Origin of the sequence: Micromonospora sp. AMSO31t, from assembly GCF_008868175.1 — a bacterium.
Classification (GTDB): Bacteria; Actinomycetota; Actinomycetes; order Mycobacteriales; family Micromonosporaceae; genus Micromonospora.
This window is the reverse complement of the sequence record NZ_WBKT01000176.1, coordinates 1-12,171: the sequence shown is the minus strand read 5'-3', so window position 1 is coordinate 12,171 and position 12,171 is coordinate 1. Positions and strand designations below refer to the sequence as shown.

The following is a 12,171-nucleotide window of genomic DNA, read 5'->3' as shown; positions in this document are numbered from 1 at the left end:
CGCCGCGCCCGGCGAGCACCACCCCGCCCTGCACCAGCCCGACAACCTCTGACCCGCGCCCGCCCGGCGTACCCCAGGTCAGGGGGTGGCGACGGCGGCCCGCGAGCGGTCGGCTGCGATGCCCGGGGTACGACGCCGCGAGGGCGGGCTCGCCGCGCGGCGGCGTGACGGGCGACACTACCGGGATGCCGATCGTGCTCCACGCCGCCGCCACCCCCTCCGCTCCCGGCCTGCTGCTGCGACAGTGGTGCGACGACGACGCCGAGGCGCTGCTGGCCGCGTACCGGGACCCGGTGCTGCGCAGCTGGACCCGGTACCCGGTGACCACCCCCGCCGAGGCCCGCGCGTTCCTGCGCCGCAGCCGGCAGGGCTGGGCGTCCGGCCGCCGGTTCAGCTTCGCCGTGCTGGAGACCACGGCCGAGGGGGAGCGGCTGGTGGCCAACGTGGTGCTCAAGGAGGTCACCCCCGGGCGGCCGGCCGCCGAGGTGGGCTACTGGACGGCCGCGTCGGCCCGGGGCCGCGGGGTCGCGCCGCGGGCCGTGGACGCGGTCACCGGGTGGGCGTTCGCCCGGTTCGCCGCCGGCGGCCTGACCCGCCTGGAACTGCTGCACCAGATCGACAACCCGGCCTCCTGCCGGGTGGCCGAGAAGAGCGGCTACGTCTTCGCGGAGGTGCTGCCGGCCCGGCCGCCGTTCCCGCGCGACGGCCACCGCCACGTCCGCCTGCGGCCCTGAGCCGCGCCGGCCCGCTCAGTGGCCGGCCGGTTCGGGGCCGTCGGGCTCCGGGCCGAGCAGGCGCAGCAGCAGCCGGGGCTCGCCCGGCCAGGCGTCGAGCAGCACCTGCCGGGGCACCTGCCCGCCGGCGTAGCGCAGCGCGAGCGCCACCACCACGATGTCGTCCAGCGGGCCGATGACCGGCAGGAACTCCGGGATCAGGTCGATCGGGCTGGCCAGCCAGAGCCCGGCGAACACGATCGCGACCCGGGCCCGCCGCGGCACCCGGGGGTCCCGGCGCAACCGCCGCACCGTGGTCAGGCAGTCCGGGATGAACGCGGCCAGGTCGCGCAGGATGCCCGGCGGCAGCCGCCGGGCCAGCAGCACCAGCAGCGCCCAACTGGCCAGCAGGCAGGCCACCGCAACCCCGAGGCCGATGAGCCAGTCACGCACGCCGGTGGTCCCTCCCGCTGGGGTACGGGCCGTCCGCCGACCCACCCGGAATGTACGCCGCACCGACGGTGAGCCCTGTCTCACCCGTACCCCCGTGGCGTCGCCGGGCCGGGAACAGCCCGGGGCCGGCCGGCGCTGAACCAGGTCGGTGACCGGCGGATACGGTGGGAACGGGAGGTGACGGCGGTGACGACAGGCTGGGAGGCCGCGGTCGAGGCGCAGATTCGCTCGGCCCAGCAGCGCGGCGAGTTCGACAACCTGCAGGGGGCCGGCAAGCCGATCCCCGGCCGCGACCTGCCCTACGACGAGGGCTGGTGGATCCGGAGCTTCCTGGAGCGCGAACAGCTGCCCGGTGACCTGCTCCTGCCCACGCCGCTGCAACTGCGCCGGCGCATCGAGAAGCTCCCCGACGAGGTCCGCGACCTGCCCACCGAGGAGTCGGTGCGGGCGTACGTGGCCGCCCTCAACACGGAGGTGGTGGCCTGGCTGCGCACGCCCACCGGGCCGCGCGTCGTGGTGCGGCCGGTCAACGTCGACGACGTGGTCCGTGACTGGCGGGCCGCCCGGGAGCGGGCCGCGGCCGAGCGGGTGGCCGCCGCGCCGGACCCGGCGACCGTCCCGGTCCCGCCGAGGCGCCGCTCATGGTGGCCCTGGCGGCGCCGCTGACTCGCCGCCGTCGGGGGTGGTGATCCCCCGACGGCGGCTGCTCAGCCGGGCCCGATGCCGGGACGCGGCACCCGCGTTCCTGGTTGCCCAGGGTGAACGTCAGTTGGGCTCGCCGAACCAGCGGGCGAGGTGGACGTCCAGGTCCTGCTGGTCGTCGCCGATCCAGGCGACGTGGCCGTCGGGGCGCAGCAGGACGCCGGGAGCATCCAGTGCGGCGGTGGGATCCCCGAGATGGTCGACCCGGTCCGACCAACCGCCGACGGTCAGGCGTTCGGTGCGGTCCAGCAGCAGGCCGCGACCGCGATGCAGCAGGCCGTAGAGGCGGCCCTGTTTCACGTCGATGTCGGGCAGGCGGCGGCCGAGCAGGTCGGGGCCGTCCCCGAAGTCGTAGCGGATGCCGATCCCGCTGATCTTCTCGGTCAGATGGCGGTTCACCTCGTCGAAGTCCATCAGCTCGGTGAGCAGCCTGCGCACGGCCCGCGCGCCCGGTTCGCCGGACAGCAGTGCCAGCTGGGCGCGGGTATTGTCCAGCACGTCCTCGGCGACGGGACGACGTTCGGCCTGGTAGGTGTCCAGCAGGTGCTCCGGCGCCCAGCCGTGGATCTGCGCGGCCAGTTTCCAGCCGAGGTTGACGGCGTCCTGGACGCCCAGATTGAGGCCCTGCCCGCCGATGGGTGGATGGATGTGTGCCGCGTCGCCGGCCAGCAGCACCCGCCCGACCCGATAGCGGTCGGCCAGCCGCGTGGCGTCCCCGAAGCGGGACAACCAGCGCGGGGAGTGCACGCCGAAATCGGTGCCGGCGACGGCGCGCAACTGCCGCCGGAAATCCTCGAGGGTGGGCGGTGCCGCACGGTCGCTGACCCCCGCGGCGGGGACCACGAGGCGATAGAGCCCGACGCCCGCCGGCCCCAGGCTGAACCGCTTGTCGGTTTCGCGGACCTCCGCCACCCTGGCGGCGATTTCCTCGGGCGGCACACCCACCGCCATCTCGCCCATCAGCGTCTCGGTCCGTGTGGGCTCGCCGGGGAAGCCGACGCCGAGCAGTTTGCGCACCGTGCTGCGCGCGCCGTCGCAGCCGACGAGATAACGCGAACGCACCTGCTCCCCGCCGGCCAGCTCGACGGTCACACCGTCGTCGTCCTGCGCGAGACCGACCACCGCGCCACCGTGCCGGACCTGCGCACCCAGGTCGATCGCATGGCGTTCGAGCAGGTCGACGATGACCGGCTGCGGGATGCCCAGCAGATAGGCGTACGCGGAGTCGAGGCCCTCGGGCGCGGGTTTGTCGATGGCGGCGAAATACGCGCCGGCCGGACGCTGTCGCCCGCGTGCGCGAACGCGCTCCAGCAGACCGCGCATCGCCATCAACTCGATGCTGCGGATGTGCAGGCCGACGATGCGGACGAACGACGCGGGTTCGGTTTCCTTCTCCAGGACGAGTACCCGCACATCGTGCAGCCGTAGCTCGGCGGCCAGCATCGCGCCGGTCGGCCCGCACCCGGCAATGATCACGTCGAACGTGCGGGGCGCGCGATCCGCGCCGGCGGCCGGTGACGGGAGTCCAGGGACGCCGACCGTGTCGCTCGACGGCGGTTCGGTGGTGAACTGCGGAGAGTGCATCGGTGTTGCCCTTTCGGGAGTGCCTTCTGGGAGGCGCTCCCGGCGACACCTACGTCGATCGCCCGACCGTGACGGGACGGGGGAGCACCCACATCGCTACAGCGTTCATGGGTCTCACCTCCTCGGGCGGTGTCACGGGCACCTGAAAGCTACAAGCCCGCGCGTCACTCCGTCCACCCTTTCCCCGGCTCGGGTTACCGGATTGCCGGTAACAACAATCCGATAATTACTCGCCACAAAAGGGGCAGATTCGCCCGACACCATAATGACACTTTTGGTGTATCGGGCTCGGGCCGTCTCACCGAGATCGTCACCGACGATGTCCTGTCCCGGTGGAACTGAGTCTTCCCGCCCCAGTTGGAGTCGCTGGCCCGGCTATCTGCGACCCGACCCAGCGAAAGTGCGGCGGGAAGGTGCTCTGAGCGAACCGGGGCCCGTGGCCGACGTGCCTGGTAAGCCGAACTGGCAGTACGGCTAGTTGGTGCATCTGACCGAATGCCCGGGCGCGAGCTGCCCGGAGATCATCGGCAGTCAGCCTCTTCGTCACCCGCCGCTGGGCAGACTCAAGCCATCTCACCGATGAGCCGGGGCCGGGCCGGCGCCGCCTTCTGCAACCTGCTCGACCTGTCGATGCGCTACGACCCGTGGCCCCAGGCCACCGCAGCCGACTCGCCATCCTGATCGAGAACCACATCCGTCCCTACTCAGTTACACCGGGCCGCGAGCAGGGTGGACGGTCCAATGACGATGACATCCCCAGGTCGAGGAGACCGGCAATCAACTAGGACGGGTCAGGACAGGAGCGACCCCCTGGCGTCAGCCGGCCGCCTCGGCGTCGTCGTCGCGCGGCGAATTCGGTCCCGCGACCTGCAGCCGGACGGGTCAACGATCCCCGGCAGGTCCACGTCAACGAACCCGCGCCAGCCGACTGTCGAGCTGTTCGCGCAGGCCTTCCTCGCGTAGGCACGTCCGCCGAAGCCGCCTCGCGAACCACCCCCATATATTGACTCCTGCCGATACCACATGTCCGGCGGGAGCGTTGACCCGATTCTGGTGAGAAGTCGCACAAAGATAGACCGTAGTCGGTCTTGTAGTGCTGGCTCGATCAATGACAGGGTCGGGCTATCACAAACTGCACGGGGAGGATCACAGAGTGTCACACTCGTTGATGAAGCGGTCCCTTGGGACCGTCGCTACCGTGGCCACAGGATTGCTGCTATTGGCTGCTCCGGCTCAAGCGGCATCTCAAACCGAGGCGGCCGGCGGCGAGCCGGCGAAACCGACGGTCAGTGCCGCCGAGATCGAGGCGAACAATGCCGCCGTGTGGGCGTCGCTGCCGCCGAACGTGACCATGACGGTTGTCGGGAAGATGCCCAAGCTTCAGGGCCCGATCGACCACTACACTCAGGACGGCCCTACGGTCACGACGGGAGTGACTCCTCTCGCGGTGTCCACAATTCCGTACTCCTTCACATTTGATGGAGTGTGGAGCCTGGACGGCCGAGACTTCAAGTCCACGAAGACGACTTTCTGCAAGGACATCGAAGCCACGTGGGATTACCCGGAGGAGTCGTGGCACCAGTTCAAGGTTTCCCTTTCGGCGGGCGGGACTATCACCGTTCCCACTGACGGTGTAACGCGTACCTGGTGCTGGTCGAGCGTTCCGACGAACACAACTATGCACTTCCACTATTATTCTACGAATAACTCCGGCGGTGACATCGCAAAGGCTTCCGGCAGCGGCTCGGTCCACTACTGACCTGCAGACGTGTTGAAGATGCGCGGAGACGACTCGTCTCCGCGCATCTTTGCGTCGGCGAGCCGCCGTCAGGGGGCGGATGGCGTCATGATCGACAATCTAGTCAGGTTGGCAAGGTCGGCTGTTGGCGTAAGTTCCACCGTGGTCGCGCCTGCCGCCTTGTCCGCAGACGCTCGCCCGATCGTGACAGCGCCAACCTGATTGCTCTGCTGGGACGGATCCGGCATCAAGACACGATTGGTCTGGTAAACCTCACCGTCTGCGGGAACGCCTTCCATGACCAGCTTTCCGCCGGTGCCGCGTACGGAAGCCGGAACATTACTGATATTTGTGTACACCTGGCCGCCGAACCCGGGGCTGGTAACGAGGTCGACAATGGCTTCGCCGCGGACGGTATCGACTGCCGTTACGCGTCCGACCAAGCCTTCGGCGACGACGGCTAGTTGCCCTCGCCGGACTCCCTGGTCCTTCGGGAACGCCACGTTTATCTGTTGCCCGTTCCTGCCGAGCACCTCAGCGGGTACGGCTCGCGCGTCGCCGTCCACACCGTCCTCACCAGGTACCTCGAACACCTTCGTGAGGCTGGCGAACGGTCGCTTCGGCTTGGTGAACCCCGCGATCGTCGTCGTCTGCGCGGTCGCAGCGAGCGGGAATCGTTTTACCACAAGGCGACTGGTGGGGCCGTCCGGTTCTTGTATCACTTCATCATCGACTGCGGTGCTCGACACCCGCACCGCTGTCACGCCCGGCATGGCGATGGCAATGGCATAGGTGCCCGCGGGGTCATTACTGGCCTCGCCGTCGGCTCCGGACAACCGTGGACTGACCAGACTTATCACCTGAGTCTTCACCGGGTCGGGCGCCGGCCGATCAACTCGCATCCGCAAGGCGTCCGCCGCACCGGAATCACCGGTGAAGAACGCCAACCGCGCGTTGCCCTGCTTGTCGTATCCCTGCAGGACCACCACCGTCGAGCGCAGGCGTGGATGGCGCGTCGCGACAAGGGCCCGAACATCAGTGTGCGGGCCTGCCGAGTTGGCACGGTCCCAGACGCTGGTGGCCTCAGATACCAGGCCAGCGTCCACGTCTCCCACCGGGGACCAGCCCAGAAACGGGCCATCCGGCGGCGGTGCAGCGAGTTGCGGTGTGGACCCGAAACCGACAACCCGAAACATCGTGACCAGCACCGCCAAGCAGACTGCAGCCGCGGCTCCCGCGGCGATACGCCGCCGCCCGCGACGCCGGTCTACCCGCCGCATGATCTTGCCCTCATAGCCCTCGGTCGGTACCACCGACTCGGCCAGATCCGCCAGGCCGTCACGCAACTCGGTGGTGTTATGCATAGCGCACCTCTTGATCAGCAACCGCGTCGGCCTCAACCCACTGCTTACGCAGAGTCTGCAGACCCCTTGATGAAAGACTCTTGACCGTGCCGACCGAACAACCCAGTACGTGCGCCGTGTCCTGCTCGGACAGGTCCTCGTAGAAGCGCAGCACGACGGCGGCACGCTGTCGTGCTGGCAGCCCGTCCAACGCCCGGCGGAGCAAGTCCCGCTGTTCCACCCCCACGTACTCGTCGCGTGCCGGACTCTCCACCAGCCGACCCAAGGGCTGTTCCCACCAGGATCGGCGCCGCCTCCAGGTCACGAAGGTGTTTACTAGAATCCGCCGAACGTAGTGATCGACGCCTTCTGAGCGTTGCAGTCGAGACCACGCCACAACCGTCTTGGCCAACGTCGTCTGGACCAGATCCTCGGCTTTCCCTCGGTCTCCGCACAGCAGGAAGGCGGTCCGAAGCAGCGATCCGTAACGCGCCCGCACAAAGGCTGTCACCTCCTTATCCTCGCGATCGTGCATCAGCCACCCGCACCTTCAGCTTCAATCTCACGGCCACTACCTACGCTCTCGACCCCAGCAAACGTTGCCGTGACTCCGGAACTTTTGACGATCGATTATCTCGACCCGCGGGTCGGTGAGGGTGACAAGGCGGTAGTGGTCGGCGTCGTGTTCCAGCACGACCCCGAGCGCGCGAACAGGGGGGTGGCGGCGGGGATTCCGCCGAGCACGGCCGCCAGGGCGGTGCGGGGCGTGGCGCCGGCGGCGACCCGCAGCAGCACCTCGCCGTGGCAGAGGAGCACGTCTCGCGGCAGCATCCCCCAGCTACGACGGGTCAGGACAGACGACATGTCCTTCCGGGGTCCGGTGACTGCCCGGCTCAGGTCCGACCGTCAGGTCGTCCACCTGTCGAACCGGGAGGGTGGGGCGCGCGAGATCGCGCCGGTGACCTGGTCGAGAGCTGAATGCCGATCGAAATCGACCACGTCGGGGACGCCGGTGAGCCCAAGAAGCCGCGCCGGGAGCTGGAGCGATGCCAGCCGACGTGCGCGAGACGGTCGAGGACCGGCCGAAGATGCGCGATCAAGCTCGTCCGCCCCTCGCCGTCGAGCAGGCCACCACGTCACGTTCCTCGGCTGCCGGAGGTGCCCGCGCTGGTGGACGCGCAGGCTCCCGCGGCCCTTCGTCCGCCGACCGGGCCGCGTATCCACGAGTCCTAGGCTCGGCAGCGGAGTGACCCACGCCGTGGTGGCTCCAGGGGAGCGCCAGCCAACGACCGACGTCACCGGCGGCGGTCCGCCCGAACCGCCATTGACCGAAAGGATCTCGTCGCCATGACCGTACTGCCGTCGGCATCCGCGCCGCAGCCGCCCGGCGACCCGGAGGGCCGGCTCGTCCCGAGCCACCGGGCCCTGTTCCTCGCCCTCGTGTTCGTCACCGCGCTGCTGGTGGCCAGCTGGACGGGTTTCATCGTCTGGGCCAGCACCGACCGGCTGGCCGACGCCGTCCTGCGCTCCGGTGTGGCCTTCGCCGGCGCCGTGGGGCTCTGCCTCGCGGTCTGGGCGGCGTACCGCCAGCGGTGAAGCCTGCCAACGCTTGCCCTGAGCCCTCGACCGGGAGTCCGCCTCACTGGCCGAGGCGGCAGTGGGGGAGTGCGTGGGCCGGCGCTCGCCGGGCCCGGGCCGCGTTGGCGGCGAGCGCGACGTCGAGGAACGCGCCGACACCGACCTCGGTGGCGTCGGCGAGCCGGGCGATGAGCAGCAGTCGCCGCCGCAGCGCCTCGGGCTCGCGGGCCCCGGACTGCGCCGGTCGCCGGCCACCGGGGTACGGCGACGCTCGGCGCCGGGTCGTCGTGGAGGCGGGAGCGTCGTCGTCGAGTTGCGCGGCGAGCAGCGGCCACACGTCCTGGCCGTCCGGGTCGAGTTCCTCCACGAGCAGCGCGGCGGTGTCGCCGAGCACGTGGTGGACCCAGGGGTGGGGAAGCCGCGCCAGCCGGTCGACGGCGTCGTCGACGCCGGCCAGGTCCGACTCGTCGGCGGCCCGCACCCCGGCCACCACCGCGTTCCACAGCTCCTGTTCCCCCGCGGTCGGCGGGTGCCGCATTGCCATCTTCGCTCCGCTTCTGACCTGTGAGGGGGTCAGGCGTCGAGAGTTCGGGGCGGCCGGTGCGCCGCCCGGGTCGGGGGTGGCCGGCACGGGCCCGTAGGAGGGCGAGACCCGTGCCGGCCGCGGTGATCACCCCAATCACCGCGTTGGCGCCGCCGCGGGCTGCCGACCCGCGATGACGTCGTCTCCGAGGTGGACGGTGCGAACGCGTCCGCCAACTGAGTCAAGTATCAGACATATTTGCCTGATTATGACGATTTGAATGTTCGTGTTGCACGTGTTCACGTCCGCACCGGGGTTGGTCCGCGTTCCACGGCGGTGGGACGCTCCATGGGCGGTGTCGCGGTGTGCCGGCCGGTCGCGCGGCGAGGCCAGGGCAGCAGCCGTGGCGAGCGCCGGGCGCTGACGTCCTCGATCCACCCGAGGGCCAACACCAGGCCGGTGAGCAGCACCAGGGCGACCGCGAGGTAGCCCACCTGGCCGAGCCGCCAGAAGCCGACCAGGTCGCCCACCGTGAAGCAGACCGCGATGGCGGCGTTGTGCCAGAGGTAGATGGTCAGCGCCCGACTGTTCAGCGCGGTCACCAGCCGGTCCAGTGACCGGAGCCGCGACAGCCAGCCCATCGGCGGCGCGGCGCGCAGCAGCACCAGCACGAACCCGAGCGACCAGAACGCCTGCGCCACGGGGATGTCGTTGAGGTCGCGTCCCGCGTCGGGATGGGTGGCCAGCCAGCCGACCGCCACGCCCAGGCAGAGCGCCGCGAAACCCAGCAGCGCCGGCAGCGGTAGCCGCCGCAGCCGGCGGTCCTGGTGCGCGAAGCCCACGAGCCAGCAGGCGGCGAACGTGACCAGGTCGGTCAGCACCGACTCCACCGGCCCGTCGAAGCCGGGCGCCGCGGTCTGGAGCAGCACCACGCCGGCCAGCGGCACGGCCACCGACCACAGCGGCCACCGCCGGTGCAGCGCCAGCATCGCGGGGGAGAGCAGCACCAGCCAGAGGTACGTCACCAGGTACCAGAGCACCCCGGTCACGTCGGCCGCCCACGCGCTGCCCGGCGGCTGCACCAGCGGCACCGCCCAGCTCAGCAGCGCCGGCCAGGCGGGCCGGTCGGACCAGCCGTGCCAGAGCATGAGTGGCACGAGCACCAGGGCCAGAGCCCACAGCCCCGGCAGCAGGCGACGCAGCCGGCCGCTGACCGCCCGCTCCGGCGTACGGTCCAGCGAGCGGGCCATCAGCGACCCGCCCAGGGCGAACATCACCCCCATGGCGGGGAAGACGAAGCTGAGCCAGGCGGCCCCGAACATGTGGTACGCGACGACCCGGCCCAGCGCGAGGGCCCGCAGGGTGTCGAACCAGCGGTCCCGACCCGGCCGCGCCCCGGGCGCGGGCGTCTCCTCGACCGCGTCGCCGGCCCGCTTGACCCGGCGCCAGCCCAGCCGCGCGCCCGTCAGCGCGGTGACCACGGACCGGGCCAGCACCAGGTACATCAGCTGGCGGTAGGCGAACTGCTGGATCGGCAGGGTGAGCAACGGGCGCAGCGGTTCCCGGTCCAGCTTGAACGCCACCGCCGCGGTGAGCAGCTGCACGGCCAGCATGACCAGCCACGCCACCGCCGTCTTCGTGGTGTCCAGGAAGAACAGTCCGTAGACGGCGAGCAGGTCGAGCACCGGCCCGAGCAGGGGGAGCAGCACGCCGAACAGGGCGAGCATGGGCAGCCCGAAGCGGCCGAACCGGGCGCCCGGGCCCCGGTCGCGCAGGGCGCCACGGTGCTTCCACATCGACTGGAGGGTGCCGTAGCTCCAGCGGTAGCGCTGCCGCCACAGGTCGCCCACCGAGGCGGGCGCCTCCGTCCAGGCCCGGGCGCGGTCCTGGTACACCACGCGCCAGCCGGCGCGCAGGACCGCCATGGTGACGTCGGTGTCCTCGGCGAGGGTGTCGCCGCTCATCCCACCGACCCCGGCCAGCGCGCGACGGCGGAAGGCGCCGATCGCACCGGGCACGGTGGGGATGCAGCCCAGCTTCTCGTAGAACCGGCGGTCCAGGCTGAAGCCGATGACGTACTCGATGTGCTGCCACTGGCCGAGCAGGCGGTGCCGGTTGGCGACCTTGACGTTGCCGGCCACCGCGCCGATGCGCGGGTCGGTGAACGGCTCGACGAGCCGCCGGATCGCGTCCGGCTCGAAGACGGTGTCCGCGTCGACGGTGACGATGATGTCGTGCGAGGCGTACAGGAGTCCGGTGTTGAGGGCGGTCGCCTTGCCGCCGTTGGGTTTGCGGATCACCCGGACGCCGGGCAGGCCGAGGGAGTCGACGAGGTCGGCGGTGCCGTCGGTCGACCCGTCGTCGACCACGATCACCTCGATGCGGCGGTGGTCGTTGGCGACCAGAGACCGGACGGTGGCGACGATCCCGGCGCGCTCGTTGTAGGCCGGCACGATGACCGAGACCGGCGCGGTGGTCACCCCCCAGGGCCAGCGGTGCGCCCGCCGGCTCCGGGCCAGCCGGCGGGCCAGCAGGAGCAGGAGCAGCGTACGGGTCAGCATGAGCAGCCCGACGACGACGAAGAGCAGGGCGAGGCCGCCGAGGATCCCGTCGGCCAGCCGGATCGCCCAGCAGAGCGGGGCGGCCCGCCAGCGGTCCCAGGTGGACGCGGGAACGTTGCCGGCGAACGCGGCCGCCTGCGGTCGCGCCCGGCTCATCCCTGCGCTGACCGTGGTGAAGGTGTAGCCGCGGGCGCGCATCAGCGGGATGAACCGGTCCAGGGCCGCGAGGGTCTGCGACCGGTCCCCGCCGGCGTCGTGCAGCAGCACCACGGCGCCCGCGTCCCCGGCCGGCGTCAGGTTCCGCACGACGGCGTCCACACCGGGCCGCGCCCAGTCCTCGCCGTCGAGGTCGTTGACCACGGTCAGGTAGCCCTGCCCGGCGGCCTGCCGGATCACCGGCCAGTTGGCGTCGTCGACGGCGCTGGGCACCGACGAGTACGGGAAGCGCAGCAGGCTCGTGCGCACCCCGGTGGCGTGCACGATCGCCATCTGGGTCTGCGCGTACTCCATCCGTTGCCGCCAGGCGGGCAGCAGGCTCACGTCGGGGTGGGTGAAGGTGTGCACGCCTAGTTCGTGCCCCTCGGCCACGGCGCGGCGGGCCAGGTCCGGGTGGCGGGCCACCTCTGAGCCGATGACGAAGAACGTGGCCGGGGCGTGGTGCCGGCGCAGCACGTCGAGGACCCGGGGGGTCCAGGTCGGGTCCGGCCCGTCGTCGAAGGTGAGGGCGATGGTTCGCGCGGGCAGCCGGTAGGTGCGGGGCTGCGCGCCCCGGGCGTCGAGCACCGGCCCCCCCGCCCAGGATTTCGCTGGGCACGGTGACCTGGTCCTCGGCGTCCCGGACGTGGTCGGGACGGAACCCGGCGTTCGCGTAGGCCTCGACCAGCAGCACGGACCCCACCACCAGGGCCAGCGACGCGACGACGAACCGGCCGGCCGTGCGACGGCTCGGGAGTGTCATCCGACGACCTCCGGGTCG

Annotated in this window: 10 protein-coding genes; 4 read left to right on the top strand and 6 right to left on the bottom strand. The window is 71.0% G+C overall.

Annotation, left to right across the window (positions count from 1 at the left end):
* The first annotated feature begins 185 nt into the window (after positions 1-185).
* Positions 186-734, top strand: coding sequence for a GNAT family N-acetyltransferase (locus F8274_RS26505; RefSeq protein ID WP_151465083.1), 549 nt, complete (start codon positions 186-188; stop codon positions 732-734).
* A 15-nt stretch (positions 735-749) separates the two neighbouring features.
* On the opposite strand, the gene F8274_RS26500 is transcribed toward F8274_RS26505, so the two are convergent.
* On the bottom strand, positions 750-1,166 hold the full coding sequence (locus tag F8274_RS26500) for a YkvA family protein (protein WP_151465082.1): 417 nt from the start codon (positions 1,164-1,166) through the stop codon (positions 750-752).
* Between the two features lie 186 nt (positions 1,167-1,352).
* Between F8274_RS26500 and F8274_RS26495 the strand changes: the two genes are divergently transcribed.
* Positions 1,353-1,832, top strand: coding sequence for a DUF1992 domain-containing protein (locus F8274_RS26495; protein WP_151465081.1), 480 nt, complete (start codon positions 1,353-1,355; stop codon positions 1,830-1,832).
* A gap of 99 nt (positions 1,833-1,931) precedes the next feature.
* Here the strand turns inward: F8274_RS26495 and rox are convergent, their stop codons facing one another.
* Entirely contained in the window at positions 1,932-3,452 is a 1,521-nt protein-coding gene (gene rox / locus F8274_RS26490; protein ID WP_151465080.1) for a rifampin monooxygenase, read from the bottom strand.
* Positions 3,453-4,650: 1,198 nt separating this feature from the next.
* Here rox and F8274_RS31415 point away from each other — a divergent pair.
* Positions 4,651-5,211, top strand: coding sequence for a hypothetical protein (locus F8274_RS31415; RefSeq protein ID WP_192580005.1), 561 nt, complete (start codon positions 4,651-4,653; stop codon positions 5,209-5,211).
* Between the two features lie 68 nt (positions 5,212-5,279).
* Here F8274_RS31415 and F8274_RS26485 read toward each other — a convergent pair whose 3' ends face one another.
* Both F8274_RS26485 and F8274_RS26480 read right to left on the bottom strand, forming a co-directional pair.
* Entirely contained in the window at positions 5,280-6,554 is a 1,275-nt protein-coding gene (locus F8274_RS26485) for a rod shape-determining protein MreC (protein ID WP_151465079.1), read from the bottom strand.
* A complete protein-coding gene (locus F8274_RS26480; RefSeq protein ID WP_151465078.1) occupies positions 6,547-7,068 on the bottom strand; it encodes a SigE family RNA polymerase sigma factor in 522 nt (173 codons plus the stop codon). The genes F8274_RS26485 and F8274_RS26480 overlap by 8 nt, the downstream gene beginning before the upstream one ends.
* A gap of 812 nt (positions 7,069-7,880) precedes the next feature.
* On the opposite strand from F8274_RS26480, the gene F8274_RS26475 reads away from it, so the two are divergent.
* On the top strand, positions 7,881-8,129 hold the full coding sequence (locus F8274_RS26475; RefSeq protein WP_151465077.1) for a hypothetical protein: 249 nt from the start codon (positions 7,881-7,883) through the stop codon (positions 8,127-8,129).
* 43 nt (positions 8,130-8,172) lie between these two features.
* Here F8274_RS26475 and F8274_RS26470 read toward each other — a convergent pair whose 3' ends face one another.
* Together F8274_RS26470 and F8274_RS26465 are read right to left on the bottom strand one after the other, a co-directional pair.
* Positions 8,173-8,655, bottom strand: a complete 483-nt coding sequence (locus F8274_RS26470) for a hypothetical protein (protein WP_151465076.1) — start codon at positions 8,653-8,655, stop codon at positions 8,173-8,175.
* 278 nt (positions 8,656-8,933) lie between these two features.
* Positions 8,934-11,978: a glycosyltransferase gene (locus F8274_RS26465; RefSeq protein ID WP_225853989.1), complete on the bottom strand. Its 3,045-nt coding sequence runs from the start codon at positions 11,976-11,978 to the stop codon at positions 8,934-8,936.
* Between the last annotated feature and the right edge of the window lie 193 nt (positions 11,979-12,171).